This window comes from Nocardia pseudobrasiliensis NBRC 108224 (genome assembly GCF_001613105.1).
GTDB lineage: Bacteria > Actinomycetota > Actinomycetes > Mycobacteriales > Mycobacteriaceae > Nocardia > Nocardia pseudobrasiliensis.
The window spans coordinates 101,785-120,816 of sequence record NZ_BDBS01000036.1; the positions used below are offsets into that span (position 1 = coordinate 101,785).

Consider the following 19,032-nt stretch of genomic DNA (forward strand, 5'->3'; position numbering starts at 1 on the left):
GGCGCCGCGCACGGGCACCGGACCGCGAGCCCGGTGCGGCAAGGGCGGACCGCACCGGATCCGGAGCACCGCAATCTGCGAAGGGGACATCTTCTAAGCGGCGCCGGGTGCAGTTCCAGGATGCTCGCTTCGCCCGGCCCTCCCACTGCCCTTTCGGTGGCCTTCCGATGACCCAGCGCAGTGGTTTTCCCGTCGCCTGGCCGACCGCCCGGTACCCGGTTACGCTACGTTCAGGCTCGGGACGATCGGGTGAAGGGTGTTTGGCGGCGTGAGTTGGTCTTTCACACCGGACGAGTTCGCACATATCTGGCGGGAGACCGATCTGGATCGGCACCCGTTTCCGATCCGGGTGCTGGAATCCCCGCGCACCGAGGACGAGGCGGCCGCGCTGCGGCAGAGTCTGCTGGCGCGGATGCCGTTGCGGTCTGATCCCGATCTATCGGCCTGCCTGCGCATTCTGGCGCAGCCGCATACCCGGGTGGTCGCCATCGGTGGCGCGCACGGGCCGGGCAGTGAGATCCGGGTGCTCGGCGCGGCGGTCTACGACCATGCGGTGCTGGCGGTGCAGGAGCCGGGACGATCCTCGGATTTCGGTGGGCGGGTGACGATTTCGATCGGTCACAGCAGCAAACTGGGCGCCCGGATCGCCGCGCTGCTGCCCGATACGCCCGCGGGTCGCGAACCCGCGCGGTCGGCGCCCGCCGAGCAGGTGCGCGACGAGGAGACCGTACTGGCCGCCGGGCTCGCCCCGCGAATCCGACGGCTGCTGGTGAAACCGCATACCGCCGAGGGCCATATCCGGATCGAACCGCGGCTGGACCGCGGCGATCCGCCGCCTGCGGTCTACTACACCTGGATCGATGTCGCGGGCGACGGCCGCTATCTGATCCGGGCCGGGGACACTGTGCACGTTGTCCCGGCCTCACCGCAGCAGATCGCGGTTCACCTGCAAAAACGTATTCCGCACTGACTTTCGGCCGCCGCGGATACCGGCAAGACGTACTGTCCGGACATCGCCGACCGATTAGGCTGAGTCACTACCGACCGGATCCCAGGGGTAGGCATGACGATCGAGACCAGCCAGGCCGATATCGCACGGTTTCTGCAGGCGGCCCAGAGCGGCACCGTGCGCTTCGATCCGGCCGCGGCTCGCCGCTGCGCCGAGATCTACGAGCAGCAGGCCGACCGGCTACGGCAGTTGCAGCAGCGCTTGGAGTCGGCGGCGCGGACGGACGGGTTCGGGGGTTTCTTCTCCGCCGAACAGCTACAGGCCGGTTTCGGGCGCAAGGCCCGCGACGCCGCGCAACTGCTCGACCAGTACATCGCGGCCTCCTATCGGCTGAAGGAGGCGTTCCTGGTCAGCGCCGGCCTGTACGAGGAGGCCGACGCGGCGCACGCCGCCGCGCTACGAGCGGTCGCGCCGAGGCAGCCGCGATGACGACCGAATTCCGATACGGGCCCCAGCCCCGGCGCACCGACCCCGAATACATCAGCGCCATGGAGCATTTCGAATCCATGCCGCACGAGCAGATCTACGCCGGAACCCAGCGGATCGACGCGGGCGCGATCGTGCAGGCGTCGCTGGCATGGCTGGAGGGGGCCGCCACACTGGCCGCCTCGATGCCGCTCACCCATGGAAACGCCGATCGGATCATCGATTCGGTGCAGTGGGTGGGACCCGCCGCCGATGCGGCCGCCGCGTGCACCCGCAGTTTCGCCGAATCGCTGGACGAATTGGCCGCGGTGATGGGCGAGGTGGGCGCGCGGCTCGGCGCGGTGGCCGCGGCGGCCGAGGCGGTGAAGCTGGCCGTGGTTCCGCCCGGCGGGGTCGGGCCGATCGGGGCGATCGCCCGCGTACTCGAGGCCGTGCACGTCATCGACGCGCAGATAGCGGCCGAGGCCATGCGCCAGGAGGCGGTGCTGGCCATGAATATGATCTACAAACCGTCGTATTCGGCCGCGGGCAGCGGGATTCCGGCGCTGCCCGAACCCCCGGCGCTGCCGGGTGCGCCCGCGCCCGGACAGTCACATCCCGAACCTCTTGCGCCCCAACCGGTTCCACCACAGCAGAAGATTCCGGTGCCGCCACAGACTCCACCCGCACCGGAAGTGCCTCCGACTCCCCAGCCATCGGCACCGCAATCACCCCAGCAAACCCCGGCACCCCAACCGCCACAGCCCACCCCGGCACCCCAAACACCAACGCCCACAACACCTTCCACTCCCGCACCCCCTCCCCCGCCTCCGGCATCCCCTTCCCCCACGCCCGCGACCCCACCACCGCCGCCCCAAACCCCTTCTCCCACACCGCCTCCCCCGGCCCCACCGCCGCCCGCACCGACCCCACCCCCACCGGCCGGGCCGCCGCTCAACGATCAGGGCGGCCAACCGGGCGTCACCGGACCCATCCCGAACCAGTCCACCACCCCGAGCACATCGGACCAGCCGGGCGTGGTGCCGCCGGGGCGGTAGCTCCGCGCCCGCTTCGAACATGCCTTTGCGCGTATATACGTATAGCGGTATGTTGAGTCCATGGCAGCCGATCTCTTCACCGTGGTGGCCGAACCTCAGCGGCGGCGGATTCTCGAGCAGTTGCGAGGTGGGGACGCGACCGTCGGTGAACTGGTGGACCGGTTGGAGCTTTCCCAGCCGACGGTGTCGAAGCATTTGAAGGTATTGCGGGACGCGGGATTCGTCACCTGCGAGGTGGCGGCCCAGAAGCGGATCTATCGGCTCGCGCCCGGGCCCTTCGAGCAGTTCGACAGCTGGCTGTCGCCGTATCTGCGGCTGTGGAATCACCATCTCGACGCCCTCGGGCGGCACCTCGACAGAAAGGACCGTTCATCATGACCACTCGTTCCTACCAACCGAGCCCCGCTCATCCGGTCGAACTCGTCGACGACGGCGGCCAATGGTCGCTCGCCTTCACCCGCGAGTTCCCGCAGCGGCCCGAGGCGGTCTGGTCCGCCCTCACCGAACCCGACGAACTGCGCGAATGGGCCCCCTACACCGCCGACCGCCCGCTGACCTCCCCCGGCCCGGTCACCCTCATCATGCTCGACGGCGATACGAATCAGGAACTGCCGGGCCGGATCTCCCGCGCCGAACGGCCCACACTCCTCGAATACACCTGGGCCGACCAAGCGCTCTGCTGGGCCCTCACCGAAACCTCCACGGGCACCCGCCTACGCCTCACCCATCAGCTCCCCGACCGTGCCCAGGGCGCGATGATGGCCGCGGGTTGGCACCTGTGCCTCGACGTCGCCGCGCTCCTGCTGGCCGGAACCCCGATCGGTCCCATCGTCGGCCCCAAGGCCCTCGACTACGGCTGGCGCGACCTGAACCGGCAATACTCCGCCGAACTCGGCCTGGAGCCGATCGAACCTCCCATCGAGAATTAGTCGTCGAAAAATCTGGAGAATTCCTTCGCTCCGGATGTCGAGAACGTCCGAGCGGCTCCGTCCCAGGGGTATGAAACAGAACGAGATCACCGAGATCCTGAACCGCCCCGTCAGCCGGGAACTGCTGGCCCGCGATCTGACCCGGCTGGCCTATGTCGCCACCGACGGCACACCGCGCAGTATCCCGATCGCGTTCGCCTGGAACGGCTCGCAGATCGTGCTGTGCACCACGAAGAACGCCCCGAAACTGCCTGCGCTGCGCAAGAATCCGATGGTCGCCCTGACCATCGACACCGAGGTCCATCCGCCGAAGATCCTGCTCATTCGTGGGCGCGTCGAACTGGACGTCGTCGACGGGATCCCGGAGGAATACCTCCAGATGAACGGCAGCTACGAGATGACCCCCGAACAGCGCGTCGAGTGGGAGGCCGAGGTCCGCTCGCTCTACGACGGTATGGTCCGCATCGTCGTCACCCCGACCTGGGCGAAACTCATCGACTTCGAGACCACGCTGCCCTCCGCGGTCGAGGAATTGATCCGCGAACGCGCCGAACGCCAGCACGCCTGAGATCGATTCGGCAAGATCGAATTCATTACCTCGAGGAGAACCCGATGCCCAAGTACCTTCTGCTCAAGCACTACCGGGGCGCACCCGCTCCGACCAACAACGTACCCATGGACCAGTGGACCCCCGAGGAGTTCACCGCCCACATCCAGTACATGCGGGACTTCGCCACGCGGCTCGTGGACACCGGTGAATTCGTCGACGAGCGAGCCCTCTCCCCGCAGGGCGCCTTCGTCCGCTCGGACGGCGAGGGCCGCGCACCGGTCACCGACGGACCGTTCGCGGAGACCAAGGACCTGATCGCGGGCTGGATGATCATCGACGTCGAAACCTACGAGCGCGCACTGGAATTGGCCGCCGAACTGTCCGCGGCCCCCGGCGCGGGCGGAAAGCCGATTCAGGAATGGCTCGAGATACGGCCGCTGCTCGACGCGACGCTCCGGGCGACCGAGTGAACGAAGCGCTGCTGCGGGAGCTGGTACCCGCGGTGATCGGCATCCTCGTCCGCCGCGGAGCCGACTTCGCGGCGGCCGAGGATGCCGTGCAGGAGGCCCTGATTCGCGCGGTGCGGAGTTGGCCGGACGATCCACCGCACGATCCGAAGGCCTGGCTCGTCGCGGCCGCCTGGCACAAGTTCCTCGACGCCGCGCGGTCCGAAACCGCACGGCAGGGAAGGGAACTCGCCGTCGAGGTCGAGCCGACGACCGGACCCGTGCCGGATACCGACGACTCACTGTGGCTCTACTTCCTGTGCGCGCATCCGTCGCTGTCGCCGAGTTCGGCCGTGGCGTTGACACTGCGCGCGGTCGGCGGCCTCACGACGCGTCAGATCGCGGAGGCCTACCTCGTGCCCGAAGCGACCATGGCACAACGGATCAGCCGGGCCAAGCGGCGCATCACGGGACTGCCGCTGAACCGGCCCGGCGATCCGGCGACCGTGCTGCGTGTGCTCTACCTCGTCTTCAACGAGGGTTACGGCGGCGATGTGGATCTGGCGGCCGAGGCCATCCGTCTCACCCGCCAACTCGCCGCGGCCACCGACGAACCCGAGGTCGCGGGTCTGCTGGCGCTCATGCTGCTGCACCATGCCCGCCGCGCGTCCCGACTCGCCCCGGACGGTCGGCTGATACCGCTGGCCGAACAGGACCGAACCCGTTGGGACACAGGGCTTATCGCCGAGGGGGTGGTGATTCTGCAGGCAGCGCTGGCCCGCGACCGATTGGGCGAATATCAGGCGCAGGCCGCGATCGCAGCGCTGCACGCGGATGCCCGCCACGCCGCCGAGACCGACTGGGTGCAGATCGTGGAGTGGTACGACGAACTGCTGCACCTCACCGGCAGCCCGGTGGTTCGGCTCAACCGCGCGGTCGCGGTCGGCGAGGCCGACGGGCCGCGGGCGGGTCTGGCGGAGTTGGAGAAGGTGGAGCCCGATCTGCCTCGATACACCGCGGTGCGGGCCTATCTGCTCGAACGCGCGGGCGATCTCGCGCAGGCCGCGCGGCTGTACGCCGAGGCCGCCGACGCGGCCACCAGTCTGCCCGAGCGCGACCACCTCACCCGCGAGGCGGCGCGGGTGCGGCGGTCCGCGCGTTCGTGAGCGCCGCCTACACCTTCACCAGATCGTCGGCGTGGATGACCGGGCGATGCAGCCCCTCGGGCAGTTCGTTGGTGGAGCGGCCGATCATGGTCCGCAGCTCGGTGTTGTCGTATTCGACCACGCCGCGGGCGATTACCGCGCCGTCGGGGGACAGCAGATCGACCACATCGCCGCCGTAGAAGGTGCCGCGAATCTCGGTGATGCCCGCCGCCAGCAGGGAGCGGCGGCGATGGGCCACCGCCTGGACCGCGCCCTCGTCGAGAATCAGCGCGCCGCGGCTGTCGGCGGCGTGGCGGACCCAGAACTTGCGGGCCGACAGCCGAACCGGACGTGCGGCGAAGGCCGTGCCCGCGGTGGCGGCGGACAGGGCGGTCGCGGCGTCGGAGGCGGCGGCGAGCAGGACGGGGACGCCCGCGTCGGCGGCCAGTCGCGCCGCCGACAGTTTGGAGGCCATACCGCCGGTGCCGAGCGCACCGCCGCTGCCCGCGATCACACCGTCGAGATCGGCGGTGGTGCGGACCTCGGGAATGAAGGTGGCCGGACCCTTGCGCGGGTCGCCGTCGTAGAGGCCGTCCACATCCGACAGCAGGATCAGCGCGTCCGCGCCGACCAGATGGGCGACCAGGGCGGCCAGCCGGTCGTTGTCGCCGAAGCGGATCTCTTCGGTTGCGACGGTGTCGTTTTCGTTCACCACGGCGATGGCGTGCAGTGAGCGCAGCCGGTCCAGGGTGCGCTGGGCATTGCGGTGATGTTCGCGGCGGCCGAAGTCGCCCGCGCTGAGCAGGACCTGTCCGACCACGCGGTCGTAGCGCGCGAACGAGGTGCCCCACGCATGGGCAAGAGCCAGCTGGCCGACGCTCGCGGCGGCCTGTTTGGTCGCGAGATCCTTGGGGCGCCTGGACAATCCGAGCGGCGCCATACCCGCGCCGATCGCACCCGAGGAAACCACCACCAGATCCGATCCGGCGCGCATCCGCGCCTCCACCGCATCGGCCAGTGCGTCGAGCCGCTCGGTATCCAGGCCGCCCTCGAGGCTCGTCAGCGCCGAGGAGCCGATCTTGACGACGACACTGCGCGCGGTCGCGATCGCCCGCCGGGCGTCACTGAGCCCGTTCCGCTCGTCGGCCATCTCGGCCGTTACTCCGGTCGTGCTCGAATCCACTTGCGCCACACCCCAATTCGCGATGCGCTACTATTCTTCGTCCTCCGCGACCAGACCACGGCGCACGCGCGAGGAATGCTTGCGTTCGGCGGCGCTGCGGCGGTCGGTCTGATCCAGACGCGGATCCACACCGCGACGAGTCATCATGACCTCGACGCCCGCGGAAATCTGTGGCTCCCAATCGAAGCAGACGTCGCCGATCGTAACCGGCGCACCGGGTTGCGCGCCCATCCGAACCAGCTGCTCCTCGACCCCGAGGCGCGCCAGGCGGTCGGCGAGATAGCCCACGGCCTCGTCGTTGTCGAACTGGGTCTGGGCCACCCACCGCTCCGGACGTTCGCCGGTGACGATGAAGCCGCCCTCGACCTCCGGATCGACCAGGACCCGGAAACCGCTGTCGCCCTTGGCGACCGGACGAATGATCTGCCGCTTCGGCTCCGCCTTCGGATGCGCCTCGCGATAGTCGCCGACCAGCTGCGCCAGTGCGAAGGTCAAGGGGCGCAGGCCCTCCCGGCTGACCGCCGACACCTTGAACACCGGCCAGCCGCGCTTGGCGAACTCCGGCATCAAAAACTCGGCGAGTTCGTCGGCATCGGGGATATCGACCTTGTTCAGAATGACCACGCGGGGGCGATCGCCCAGATCGCCCAGGCCGGAATCGGCGTCCAGCGCGGGCCGGTAGGCGGCCAATTCGGCCTCGAGGGCGTCCACATCGGAGATCGGATCGCGGCCGGGTTCCATGGTCGCGCAGTCGACCACATGCGCGAGCACCGCGCAGCGTTCCAGATGCCGCAGGAAGTCCAGGCCCAGTCCGCGCCCGTCGCTGGCGCCCGGGATCAGACCCGGCACATCGGCGATGGTGAAGGTGGTCTCACCGGACTGAACCACACCGAGATTGGGCACCAGTGTGGTGAACGGGTAATCGGCGATCTTCGGCTTGGCCGCCGACAGCACCGACACCAGCGAGGACTTACCCGCCGACGGAAAGCCGACCAGGCCGACATCGGCCACGGACTTCAGCTCGAGGACGAGGTCGCGCTCGTGACCTTCCTCACCGAGCAGGGCGAAACCGGGGGCCTTGCGCGCCTTGGACACCAGCGCGGCATTGCCGAGCCCGCCGCGGCCGCCCTGAGCGGCGATGTACCGATAGCCCGCGCCGACCATATCGGCCAGCACCTCGCCGTCGGCGCTCATCACCACGGTGCCGTCGGGCACCTTCAGCAGCAGTTCCTCACCCTGTTTGCCATTGCGATTACCGCCCTCGCCCGGCTTGCCGTTACCGGCCTTGGCGTGCGGGTGGAAGTGGAAGTCCAGCAGGGTGTGCACATTCGGGTCGACCTCGAGGATCACATCCCCACCGTTGCCACCGTTACCACCGTCGGGACCACCCAGCGGCTTGTACTTCTCCCGGTGCACCGAGGCGCACCCGTGTCCGCCCTTGCCCGCGCGGACATGCAGCACGACGCGATCGATGAATTTGGACACGACCTTGATCATCCTCCTTCAACGAAATCGGTCGGTACTGGAAACAGCGAAGCGGGTCAGGGTGTCTGTCACCCTGACCCGCTTCGAAGTGTGTCGGACGGCTCCGGCGCGGCTCAGGCCTGCGCCGGCTCCGGGACCACGATGTTGACGGTCTTGCGGCCCCGCTTGGAACCGAACTCGACCGCACCCGCCGCGAGGGCGAACAGCGTGTCGTCGCCGCCACGGCCGACGTTGACGCCGGGGTGGAAGTGCGTGCCGCGCTGGCGAACCAGGATCTCGCCGGCCTTGACGACCTGGCCGCCGAAACGCTTCACACCGAGCCGCTGGGCATTCGAGTCGCGACCGTTGCGCGAGCTGGATGCACCCTTCTTATGTGCCATGTCTCAGAACTCCTCGTGCAGTGTCCGGTCGGACTTACTTGATGCCGGTGACCTTCAGGACCGTCAGCTTCTGACGGTGGCCCTGACGCTTGTGGTAGCCGGTCTTGTTCTTGAACTTGTGGATGCGGATCTTCGGGCCCTTGGTCTGATCGACCACCTCGGCGGACACCGAGATCTTGGCCAGCGCGTCCTTGTCGGTGGTCAGCGTGGCGCCATCGACGATCAGCACCGGCTCCAGCGACACCGCGGTACCGGGCGCACCCTCGAGCTTCTCGACCTTCACCAGGTCACCGACCGCGACCTTGTACTGCTTTCCGCCGGTCTTGACGATCGCGTACGTTGCCATCGGTCGGCTGCCCTCTTTTCTCTACTAGTGCTCGGCACTTGGCTTCGCGCGGCGCGCCTGCCGGTTCGCACCGGAGACCGCCGCAAGTTGGTCTGGTAATACCGCCGCCTCAGCGCCTGGTGGCTCTCGATCGAACCGGGCCTTCGTCTTTCGACGTCCAGGCCGAGCAGCAGACTGCTGTCACCGGGCAGCGACTGTCCAAGGCTACAGGACACCCCGCTCCGCAACCAAACCGGGTTGCCGGACTCTCCCCGAAACAACCGGTGCCCCGTCGGCTCGAGCTGACGGGGCACCGGCGTCGGATCGATCAGTCCGAATGCTCCGGAGCCCCCGCGGCGCGACCGGCCGACCGGCGGCGGGGACGGCTGCGCGGCGTCACCTCGGCCGGGGCGGCATCGGCGACCGAGAAGCTCGGCGTCTCGTCCCGGTCGGCGCTGCTGAGCACGAATACCGCGCCCTTGCTGTCGGTGTTGGGCGCGGCGGTGGTGCGGGCCACCCGACGGCGTCCCCGGCGAACGCCGTCGGTCGCGGGCCGCTCCGGCGCGGCCTCGACCTCCTCGACGGGTTGCGGTGTCGCGTCGGCCGTTTCGGGCTCGGGCGCGGATTCCTCGGCCGGGGTGGGCTCCTCGGCCGGAGTGTCCGCGACAGCCACCGGCTCGACGTCGCTCACGACCGCCGTCTCGGCCTCGGTCACCGCTTCCTGATCGGCCGTGGTGTCCGACTCGGTCTCGTCCGCGGTCGCTACCTCGGCACGCGCCTCACGACGCTGCGCCCGCCGGGCCGCGCGCGCGGCTCGGCCGCCACGACCGGTCGGCCGCGTGGTCTCGGCGGTCTCCGGCTCGGTCGCCGTATCCACCGCAGGGGCATCCGAGGTGACCTCGGCCTCGTCGTCGACCTCGTCGGTGTGATGGGCGGCCATGGCCAGCGCGACCGGATGCGCGCGCTTGACCGCGGCATCCTCCTCCGAATGTTCGGGCTGCTGCTGGGGCTGCGGCGTCACCGTGGCCGGGGCGCCGGACTTCTCCTTGCGGCGACGGCGACCCTCGCGGCGGCCCACACCCTCCTCGGCGGGCGCGGTCTCGACCGGATAGTTGTGCACGACGATGCCGCGGCCGTGGCAGTGCTCACATGTGGTGGAGAACGCCTCGACCAGTCCGGTGCCCAGCTTCTTACGGGTCATCTGCACCAGGCCCAGCGAGGTCACCTCGGAGACCTGATGGCGGGTGCGGTCGCGGCCCAGGGCCTCGGTGAGCCTGCGCAGCACCAGATCCCGGTTCGACTCGAGCACCATATCGATGAAGTCGACGACGATCATGCCGCCGATATCACGCAGCCGCAGCTGACGCACGATCTCCTCGGCCGCCTCCAGATTGTTGCGGGTGACGGTCTCCTCGAGGTTCGAGCCGCCCGCACCGGTGAACTTGCCGGTGTTGACGTCGATGACCGTCATCGCCTCGGTGCGGTCGATGACCAGGGTGCCGCCCGAGGGCAGCCAGACCTTGCGGTCCAGCGCCTTGGCCAGCTGCTCGTCGATGCGGAAGCTGCCGAATACGTCGACCCCGCTACCTTCGTAGCGCTCGATGCGGACCAGCAGATCCGGCGCGACCGTGCGGATGTAGTTCTCGACGGTCGTCCAGGCCCGCTCGCCCTCGATGACGAGTTTGGAGAAGTCCTCGTTGAACAGGTCGCGGATGACCTTGACCAGCAGGTCGGGCTCCTCGTAGAGCGTCTTCGGCGCGTTCGAGCCCGTGCGGGACTGCTCCTCGATGGTCTTCCAGGTGGCCTGCAGTCGCTCGACGTCGCGGGCCAGCTCGGTCTCGCTGACGCCCTCCGACGCGGTGCGGATGATCACGCCCGCGTCCTGCGGGACGATATCGCGCAGGATTTCCTTGAGGCGCTTGCGTTCGGTATCGGGCAGCTTGCGGCTGATACCGGTCGAGGTGCCGCCCGGGACGTAGACCAGGAAGCGGCCCGCCAGGCTGATCTGGGTGGTCAGGCGAGCGCCCTTGTGGCCCACCGGATCCTTGCTGACCTGAACCAGCACGGTATCGCCGGGCTTGAGCGCCTGCTCGATCTTGCGTTCCTTACCGCCGAGCCCGGCGGCCTCCCAGTTGACCTCGCCCGCGTACAGCACGCCGTTGCGGCCGCGACCGATGTCGACGAAGGCCGCCTCCATGCTGGGCAGCACGTTCTGCACCTTGCCCAGATAGACATTGCCGACCATGGACGCCTGACCGGTACTGGTCACGAAGTGCTCGACGAGGATGTTGTCCTCGAGCACGGCGACCTGGATGGTGGCGCTGGGGTGCTCGGCGAAGGTCTTCTCGCGCACGACCATCACCCGGTCCACCGCCTCGCGGCGGGCCAGGAATTCCGATTCGGTCAGGATCGGCGGGCGGCGGCGACCGGCCTCGCGACCGTCGCGGCGGCGCTGACGCTTGGCCTCCAGGCGCGTCGACCCGCTGATGCCCTGCACCTCGTCGACCACGCGGCGCTTGTTGCGCGGCTCGCGCTCGTGCACAACCGTATTCGGCGGATCGTCGTCAGCCGATTCCGGCTCGCCGTCCTCACCGGACTTGCGGCGACGACGGCGACGGCGACGGCGGCTCGAACCCTCGGGCACGGCCGAATCGTCCTCGTTGTCCTCGGCGTCCGCGTTGTCGCCCTCGGCGTTCTCGGCGTCGGCGTTGGATTCGTCGGTCGCGGACTGATCGTCGCCGTCGTCCGAATCGTCGTCACTGTCGGAGTGCTGCTCGCCACGGCCGCGACCACGACCACGACGGCCACGCCGGCGGCGACGGGAGCGACCGCCGTCCTCACCGCGCTCATCGGAGCCGTGCTCCTGATCGTCGTCCCAGTCCGAATCGGAGTCGTCGGTCTCGGTCTCGGCCGCGGGCGGCTCGGCGACCTTGTCCTCTACCTTCTTCTCGGGCTTGCGGTCCGGCTTCTCGTCCTTCTCCTCGACCTTGGCCTCGCGCTCGGCGCGCCGCTGCCGGCGCATCTCCTCGGCGCGGGCCGCGTCCGGCGGCAGGAACAGCGGGGCCGCGACGACGGCCGGAGCCTCGAACACCACGGGCTCGGGGGCCTGCGCCTCGGCGTGGAAGGGGCTGGTGAACAGCGACGGGGTGCGCGCGGGCGGCGTGCCGGTCTCGGGGGTGGCGGAGGCCATCGCCGGAACCGGCTGCGCGGCGGGTTCGGCCGCGGGCTGCTCGGGCGCGGGGGTCTGGGCCTTCGGGGTCTCCGGGCTCTGCGCCTCGGCGACCTCGGCCGCGGGGGTCTCCTCGGTCTCGGCCTGTTCGGCCGGGGTGAGCGCATCGCGCACCGATTCGGCGACCGTGCGGTCCAGGCTCGATTGGGCACTGCGCGCCTCGGCGCCCAGTTCGGTCAGGTGGGCCAGAATGCGCTTGCTGGTGGTGCCGAGCAGCTTCGCCAGCGCGTGGACCCGGATACGTTCCGGCAACTGCGCCGCCTCCCCCTGCCCTATCGCCTCGTTCGAAGCGTGATCACCATTACTCTGCGACGTTTCCAGCGGCTCTTGATCGGCCACGAAATCTCCTCGGGCCCCCGGGCGCGTCCCACACGTATCGAGTGTGACGCGGCCGACGCGGGGGCACTGTCCGTACGCCTCACGCCCGATGGGCGCGAGGTCAGTGGTCTCGCCCCGCGTGCCCGGTTACCACCATGTCGTTCGTCGTTCGGGCTAACTGGTCACGCGGCGCCTGGCTGTTGGCTTCCAACACCTGGGCTCGAGCGCTCATCCAGCGTGCCGCCGAACAGCCGAGTCTTGGTAACCGTCCGGGGCAGCGATGATCGGCGTCGAACCGCGGTGCCATCGGTTGCGTCCGTCACCCGCGCAAACGGTGGGCGACGATCACATCCAAGGCCAGTATCCCATAGATGAGCCGACGCGTTCGCCACCGACGCTGTGTTCGATGGCCTCCGCCTCGCCCCGGCGTTGTTCGCGGCCCTGCCTCTCGATCGCTGAACGGCGAGACGGCCGCGAACAAGTCGCAGTACCGGGCGAGACCGACTACTGCGCGAAGTCAGGGAACCAGAGGGCGATTTCTCGCTTGGCGGACTCGGGCGAGTCGGAGCCGTGGACGAGGTTGTATTGGGTCTCGAGGGCGTAGTCGCCGCGGATGCTGCCCGGGACGGCCTTCTCGACGGGATCGGTGCCGCCGGCGATCTGCCGGAAGGCGGCTACGGCGCGCGGGCCCTCGAGCACGGCCGCCACGACCGGGCCGGAGGTGATGAACTCGATCAGCGAACCGTAGAACGGCTTGTCCGCGTGCTCGGCGTAGTGGGCCGCGGCCAGCTCCTGCGGCACCTGCTTCAGTTCCAGAGCGGCGAACTTCAGGCCCTTGCGCTCGATGCGGGTGATGATCTCACCAATCAGGTTCCGGCCAACGCCGTCCGGCTTGATGAGTACCAACGTCTGCTCAGTCACGGCGCAACTGTAACCGCCACCCCACCGGGAGACCGAACCGAAGCCGGTTAGTTGTCTTGCTGGACGCGCTGACTCGGCAGCAAACCCTTGTCCATGCGCCGCTTGACGTCCGAACGCAGGATCAGGATGAAGGCCCAGACCGCCACGAAGACGATGCCGATCACCGCGATCGATACGTGGATCAGCCCGCCGAGTAGCACCAGAACCTGCATAGCCCAGTTGAAGGCCATCGCCCACGGCCGCCGCTGCATACCGGCCCCGACGATCATCAGAATCGCGATGCCGACCAGATACAGCGTCGACCACCAGCCCAGCCCGCCGCCGACCACTCCGACGACAGGCAGTGCCAACAGCACCGTAATGGCCTCGAGCACCAGCGATCCGGCCATCACACCGCGCAGTCCCTTCCAGGGATCGGTGGCGGGCGGCGGAACGGGCTGATCACTCATGCGGGATCCTTTCCGAACAGCGAGCGGGCCGCGCCCGCGGTGACGACCGATCCGGTGATCACGATGCCCGCCCCCGACACCGGCTCGCCGCCGTCGCCCGCCTCCTCGGCGATGGCGATGGCCGTCTCGACGGCATCGGCCAGAGTCGGTGCGGTGACGACGCGTTCGTCACCGAAGCGCTGCACGGCCAGATTGGCCAGATCGTCGACGTCCAGGGCGCGCGGGGAACCGTTGGTGGTGACGACGATCTCGTCGAAGATCGGCTCGAACGCGTCGAGAATGCCCGCGGCGTCCTTATCCGCGAGGACCGCGACCACTCCGACCAGTTTGCGGAAGTCGAATTCGTCGGTCAGCGCCGCGGCCAGCGCCCGAGCCCCGGCCGGATTGTGGGCGGCGTCGAGGAAGATGGTCGGCGCGCTGCGCATCCGCTCCATCCGGCCCGGACTGACCGCGCTCGCGAAACCCGCTCGCACGGCGTCGATATCGAGCTGCTTCTGCGCGCCCGCACCGAAGAACGCCTCGACCGCCGCCAGGGCGAGCAGCGCGTTCTGCGCCTGATGCTCCCCGTGCAGCGGCAGGAATATCTCGTCGTAAACCCCGCCCAGCCCCTGCAGTTCCAGCACCTGACCGCCGACGGCCACTCGCCGCGACAGCAGCCGGAACTCCGAACCCGCGCGCGCCACAGCGGAATCGGTCTCCACCGCGCGCCGCAGCAGCACCTCCATCGCCTCGGGCTCCTGCTCCCCGATGACCGCGACGGTCTCGCGCGGCACGAGCGCGTCGGCGGGCGCCTTCTTGATGATCCCGGCCTTCTCCCCCGCGATGGAGGTCAGATCCGGACCCAAAAATTCGGTGTGGTCCAAGCCGATCGGGGTGATCACCGCGACCTGGCCGTCGATGACATTGGTCGCGTCCCAGGTACCGCCCAGCCCGGTCTCCACCACCGCCACATCCACCGGCGCCTCGGCGAAGGCGGCGTAGGCCATGGCGGTGAGCACCTCGAATTTGCTCATCTTCGGCCCGCCCGCGGCTTCGGACTGCTTATCGATCATCTCGATATAGGGCTGCAACTCGCGGTAGATCTCGACGTAGCGGCCCGGGGTGATGGGCGCGTTATCGATCGCGATGCGCTCGGTCGCCAATTGCAGATGCGGGCTGGTGATGCGGCCGGTGCGCCGATGCAGCGCGGTCAGCAGCGCGTCGATCATGCGGGTGACCGAGGTCTTGCCGTTGGTGCCCGCGATGTGGATGGTCGGATAACCGCGCTGCGGCGAACCCAGCACATCCATCAGCGCGGCGATGCGTGCCAGCGACGGCTCGATCTTGGTCTCCGGCCAGCGCTGGTCGAGTTCGGCCTCGACCAGCGCCATTTCGGCCAGTTCCACCGGCGACGGACCGAATTGCAGCCGCTCGGCGCTGCCGTGCTGCGGTTCCTCGGTCACTTCTTCGCCGCCATCTTCGCGATCTCCTCGAGGCGGGCGCCGATGCGGACCACCTCGGATTCGGCGACCTCCTTGCGGCCGCGGATCTTGGCCACCACATCGTCGGGCGCCTTGGCCAGGAACGCCTCGTTGCCGAGTTTGCCGGTGGTGCCGGCCAATTCCTTCTGCGCGGCCGCGAGATCCTTCTCGAGTCGGCGACGCTCGGCGTCCAGGTCGACCGTGCCGGAGGTGTCGAGTTCCACCGTGACCGTGGCATCGGACAGCCGCACCTCGAGCGAGGCGGTGGCCGCGAAGTCCGGCTCCGGATCGGTCAGCCGCGCCAGGCTCGCGATCTCGCCGGACAGGCCGGTCAGATCGGCGGTGTCGATGCCGATCAGCTTGGCGGCGACCTTCTGCTTGTCGGTCAGACCCTGATCGCTGCGGAAGCGGCGGATCTCGGTGATGAGCCGCTGCGCGTCGGCGACGCGGCGATCCGCGGTCGCGTCGGCGGGAACTCCGCTGGCCTGCGGCCACTGCGCGATGACGATGGATTCGCCGCCGGTCAGCGCAAGCCACAGCGATTCGGTGACGAACGGGATCACCGGATGCAGCAGGCGCAGCACAGAATCCAGCACCGTACCGAGCACCACCCGGGTGCGTTCGGCGCGCTGCTCGGACTCGGCGAACTGCACCTTCGCCAATTCCAGGTACCAGTCGCACAATTCGTCCCAGGCGAAGTGGTACAGCGCCTCGCATGCCTTGCCGAATTCGTAGCGGTCGAAGGCGGCGTCGACATCGGCGCGCACGGCGTCGAACCGGTCGAGGATCCAGCGGTCGGCATCGGTCAGCTGCTCACGCGCCGGAACCTCGCCCACCACAGCGCCGTTCATGAGCGCGAACTTGGTCGCGTTGAACAGCTTGGTGATGAAGTTGCGCGAGGCCTGCACGTGCGGGGTGCCCACCGACAGGTCACCGCCGGGCAGCGCACCGCGCGCGAGGGTGAATCGCGTTGCGTCCGCGCCATATTCGTCGATCCAGGCCAGCGGATCGATGCCGTTGCCCTTGGACTTGGACATCTTGCGGCCGAATTCGTCGCGAATCAGCCCGTGCAGGAACAGATCCCGGAACGGCACCTTCGCGCCGCCCGCGGGCTTACCCGCCGCGACGGCCGGATCGTCGGCGACGAACGTGCCGAACATCATCATCCGGGCCACCCAGAAGAACAGGATGTCGTAGGCGGTGACCAGCACGCTGGTGGGATAGAACTTGGCCAGTTCGTCGGTCGCGTCGGGCCAGCCCATGGTCGAGAACGGCCACAGGCCCGAGGAGAACCAGGTGTCGAGCACGTCCGGGTCCTGCACGTAGCCCTCGGGGGCCTGCTCATCCGGTCCGACGCAGACGATTTCGCCCTCGGGGCCATACCAGATCGGGATGCGATGACCCCACCACAGCTGCCGCGAGATACACCAGTCGTGCATATTGTCGACCCAGGCGAACCAGCGAGGTTCCTGGCTGGTCGGGTGAATCACGGTGTCACCGTTGCGAACCGCGTCACCGGCGGCCTTGGCCAGCGGCTCGACCTTCACCCACCACTGCATCGACAGCCGGGGTTCGATCGGCTCGCCGCTGCGCTCGGAATGGCCGACGCTGTGGACGTAGGGGAATTTGCGGCCCACCACGCGGCCCTCGGCCTCGAGCCGCTCGCGAATGCGCAGGCGGGCCTCGAAGCGGTCCATACCATCGAATTCGGTTCCGGTATCGGCGATCTTGCCGGTCTCGTCCATGATCGTCGGCATCGGCAGGTTGTGGCGCAGGCCGAGTTCGAAGTCGTTGGGGTCGTGGGCGGGGGTGATCTTCACCGCGCCCGAACCGAATTCGGGATCGACGTAATCGTCGGCGACGACCGGGATCTGGCGGCCGGTGATCGGGTGGTAGAGCGTGGTGCCGATCAGTTTGCGGTAGCGCTCATCGTCGGGATGCACCGCGACCGCGGTGTCGCCGAGCATGGTCTCCACGCGGGTGGTGGCCACGATCACGTGCGGTTCGTCGTCGTCGAGCGAACCGTAGCGCAGCGAGACCAGCTCGCCCTCGACGTCCTTGTAGTCGACCTCGAGATCGGAGATGCCGGTCTTCAGGTTCGGCGACCAGTTCACCAGGCGCTCGGCGCGATAGATCAGGCCCGCGTCGAACAGGCGCTTGAAGATGGTCTGCACCGCGCGAGACAGGCCGTCGTCCATGGTGAATCGGTCGCGGCTCCAGTCAACACCGTCGCCGAGGCGGCGCATCTGGCCCTGGATCTGGCCGCCGGAGTCGCGCTTCCAGTCCCAGACCTTGTCGATGAACAGCTCGCGGCCGAAGTCCTCTTTGGTCTTACCGTCGACGGCGAGTTGCTTCTCCACGATGGTCTGAGTGGCGATACCGGCGTGATCCATGCCCGGCAGCCACAGCACCTCGTAACCCTGCATACGCTTGCGGCGGGTGAGGGAATCCATGAGGGTGTGGTCGAGCGCGTGGCCCATGTGCAGGCTGCCGGTGACGTTCGGCGGGGGTAGCACGATGGAGTACGGCGGCTTGTCGCTGGTCGCATCGGCGGTGAAGTATCCAGCGGTTACCCAACGTTCGTACAGGTCGGCCTCTACTTCGCTGGGATTCCAGCTCTTGGGGAGGGCGTCGGCACGATTACGTGGGTTCTCAGGGGCTGCGCTGGTCACCGTGAGATTCTAAGGAGTTGAGGCTGCGACCCCGACGACGGGGCGCGCCATTGGGAGTGGAGAACAGCAGAGCGGGGTTTTCGGCGGATGAGGGACACCGAAAACCCCGCTCACATGTTTCAGGTTACCGCTGATCGGCACTGGTCAGGCGAATACATATGCAATTCTCAGGTTTTTTCCCGGATCCGTTGTCGGGGTGCGAGTCTCGACGACCTCGGGCGACGCATGGTCGGGGCATAACCCTGTGCGGTCACCCACCCGCCCGGGCCGCTCCGGCTACGCGGACCTCGTCGCCGATCGAACTTCCGTGATCCAGGTCACATATTCGCGCATATGTGATCCGGACCCCGAACCCTTGCCCCCGCAACCGTGCTGATGTCTCCTAGCTATTACACAGCAATCGCGCGGTGATGTGCGGTTCCAGGAGAAAGCGGGGATCTCGTGCGTGCTCGTACCCTCACCCTCACCACCATGCTCACCGGTGCGGCCGCCACCGCCCTGATCGGCGCGGGCACGGCCAATGCCGCAGCCCCGGTCGCCTACCCCCAGGCCGGAGCGGTCGGCCTGGAACTGACCAACCCCGAAACCCAAGCCTTCGCCAACGGCCCCGTCCCGGCCCTGATCGACAAATACCTCCCCGGCGACAACATCAGCGTGGGCATCCGCCCGGACTCCCAGCTACCCCGCAGCGGCAACGGCGTGATGGCCTCCATGCGCGATATCGCAGGCGAAGCCGCCACCCGCCCCAACGGCCACATCGCCGTAGTAGTGGCCCCCGGCCCGAGACTGGTTGTAGTCCAACAGTGGTAACCCCCACCCCTGAACGTGTGCCCCTCCACCTCCTGCGAGGGGCACACCTTTTTTCCCAACCCCCTAGCGCCCCGACGGCCCATCCCACTCGGACCATGCCAGGGAATCCACCTACCCGGCCACACGCGGTTCAGACCCGCCCGCCTTGGGACAGAAGGTCTTTCGCATTCGTCTCGCTACCAACGGACAATGCCCCAGCGGAATTGCGCTTCTCAACCTGGCGACACACGCCCGCACGCACGGCAAACCGGATCCCTC

Annotated in this window: 18 protein-coding genes; 9 read left to right on the forward strand and 9 right to left on the reverse strand. The window is 68.4% G+C overall.

From position 1 onward, the window contains the following. Positions 1 to 268: 268 nt before the first annotated feature. From NP4_RS26935 to NP4_RS26970, 8 genes are all read left to right on the forward strand, one after another. Positions 269 to 970 (forward strand): ESX secretion-associated protein EspG, encoded by a 702-nt coding sequence (locus NP4_RS26935; protein WP_068003507.1) that lies wholly within the window; start codon positions 269 to 271, stop codon positions 968 to 970. A gap of 93 nt (positions 971 to 1,063) precedes the next feature. Further along, positions 1,064 to 1,438 carry a hypothetical protein gene (locus NP4_RS26940; protein WP_068003510.1) on the forward strand — a complete coding sequence of 125 codons (375 nt, stop codon included), beginning with the start codon at positions 1,064 to 1,066 and terminating at the stop codon, positions 1,436 to 1,438. Then, positions 1,435 to 2,472, forward strand: coding sequence for a hypothetical protein (locus NP4_RS40245; RefSeq protein WP_082876262.1), 1,038 nt, complete (start codon positions 1,435 to 1,437; stop codon positions 2,470 to 2,472). Before NP4_RS26940 ends, NP4_RS40245 begins: the two co-directional genes overlap by 4 nt. Before the next feature lie 60 nt (positions 2,473 to 2,532). Beyond that, positions 2,533 to 2,850 (forward strand): ArsR/SmtB family transcription factor, encoded by a 318-nt coding sequence (locus NP4_RS26950; protein ID WP_068003516.1) that lies wholly within the window; start codon positions 2,533 to 2,535, stop codon positions 2,848 to 2,850. After that, positions 2,847 to 3,401 carry an SRPBCC family protein gene (locus NP4_RS26955; protein ID WP_068003519.1) on the forward strand — a complete coding sequence of 185 codons (555 nt, stop codon included), beginning with the start codon at positions 2,847 to 2,849 and terminating at the stop codon, positions 3,399 to 3,401. Before NP4_RS26950 ends, NP4_RS26955 begins: the two co-directional genes overlap by 4 nt. Positions 3,402 to 3,471: 70 nt before the next feature. After that, a complete protein-coding gene (locus NP4_RS26960; protein ID WP_068003521.1) occupies positions 3,472 to 3,969 on the forward strand; it encodes a pyridoxamine 5'-phosphate oxidase family protein in 498 nt (165 codons plus the stop codon). Between the two features lie 44 nt (positions 3,970 to 4,013). Beyond that, the gene (locus NP4_RS26965) at positions 4,014 to 4,421 is read left to right on the forward strand and encodes a YciI family protein (RefSeq protein ID WP_068003525.1); all 408 of its coding nucleotides are present in this window, start codon (positions 4,014 to 4,016) and stop codon (positions 4,419 to 4,421) included. After that, positions 4,418 to 5,563 (forward strand): RNA polymerase sigma factor, encoded by a 1,146-nt coding sequence (locus NP4_RS26970; protein WP_068003526.1) that lies wholly within the window; start codon positions 4,418 to 4,420, stop codon positions 5,561 to 5,563. Before NP4_RS26965 ends, NP4_RS26970 begins: the two co-directional genes overlap by 4 nt. A gap of 7 nt (positions 5,564 to 5,570) precedes the next feature. Here NP4_RS26970 and proB read toward each other — a convergent pair whose 3' ends face one another. The 9 genes from proB to NP4_RS27015 all read right to left on the reverse strand — a co-directional run bounded on the left by proB (position 5,571) and on the right by NP4_RS27015 (position 17,964). Continuing rightward, the gene (proB, locus tag NP4_RS26975; RefSeq protein ID WP_068003529.1) at positions 5,571 to 6,692 is read right to left on the reverse strand and encodes a glutamate 5-kinase; all 1,122 of its coding nucleotides are present in this window, start codon (positions 6,690 to 6,692) and stop codon (positions 5,571 to 5,573) included. Between the two features lie 63 nt (positions 6,693 to 6,755). Then, positions 6,756 to 8,210 carry a GTPase ObgE gene (gene obgE / locus NP4_RS26980; RefSeq protein ID WP_068003604.1) on the reverse strand — a complete coding sequence of 485 codons (1,455 nt, stop codon included), beginning with the start codon at positions 8,208 to 8,210 and terminating at the stop codon, positions 6,756 to 6,758. A 113-nt stretch (positions 8,211 to 8,323) separates the two neighbouring features. Further along, positions 8,324 to 8,590, reverse strand: coding sequence for a 50S ribosomal protein L27 (gene rpmA / locus NP4_RS26985; RefSeq protein ID WP_062515311.1), 267 nt, complete (start codon positions 8,588 to 8,590; stop codon positions 8,324 to 8,326). A 34-nt stretch (positions 8,591 to 8,624) separates the two neighbouring features. Then, positions 8,625 to 8,936, reverse strand: a complete 312-nt coding sequence (rplU, locus tag NP4_RS26990; RefSeq protein ID WP_068003532.1) for a 50S ribosomal protein L21 — start codon at positions 8,934 to 8,936, stop codon at positions 8,625 to 8,627. Positions 8,937 to 9,243: 307 nt separating this feature from the next. Further along, on the reverse strand, positions 9,244 to 12,483 hold the full coding sequence (locus NP4_RS26995) for a translation initiation factor IF-2 N-terminal domain-containing protein (protein WP_068003535.1): 3,240 nt from the start codon (positions 12,481 to 12,483) through the stop codon (positions 9,244 to 9,246). 483 nt (positions 12,484 to 12,966) lie between these two features. Next, positions 12,967 to 13,383 (reverse strand): nucleoside-diphosphate kinase, encoded by a 417-nt coding sequence (gene ndk / locus NP4_RS27000; RefSeq protein ID WP_068003540.1) that lies wholly within the window; start codon positions 13,381 to 13,383, stop codon positions 12,967 to 12,969. Positions 13,384 to 13,430: 47 nt separating this feature from the next. Further along, positions 13,431 to 13,832: a DUF4233 domain-containing protein gene (locus NP4_RS27005; protein WP_068003542.1), complete on the reverse strand. Its 402-nt coding sequence runs from the start codon at positions 13,830 to 13,832 to the stop codon at positions 13,431 to 13,433. Next, positions 13,829 to 15,202 carry a bifunctional tetrahydrofolate synthase/dihydrofolate synthase gene (gene folC, locus NP4_RS27010; RefSeq protein ID WP_068003607.1) on the reverse strand — a complete coding sequence of 458 codons (1,374 nt, stop codon included), beginning with the start codon at positions 15,200 to 15,202 and terminating at the stop codon, positions 13,829 to 13,831. The genes NP4_RS27005 and folC overlap by 4 nt, the downstream gene beginning before the upstream one ends. 68 nt (positions 15,203 to 15,270) lie before the next feature. Continuing rightward, complete coding sequence (locus tag NP4_RS27015) at positions 15,271 to 17,964, reverse strand: valine--tRNA ligase (protein ID WP_068003544.1); 2,694 nt, start codon at positions 17,962 to 17,964, stop codon at positions 15,271 to 15,273. A gap of 441 nt (positions 17,965 to 18,405) precedes the next feature. Here NP4_RS27015 and NP4_RS27020 point away from each other — a divergent pair, with 441 nt between their 5' ends. Next, the gene (locus NP4_RS27020; RefSeq protein WP_147288027.1) at positions 18,406 to 18,774 is read left to right on the forward strand and encodes a hypothetical protein; all 369 of its coding nucleotides are present in this window, start codon (positions 18,406 to 18,408) and stop codon (positions 18,772 to 18,774) included. The last annotated feature ends 258 nt before the right edge of the window (positions 18,775 to 19,032 follow it).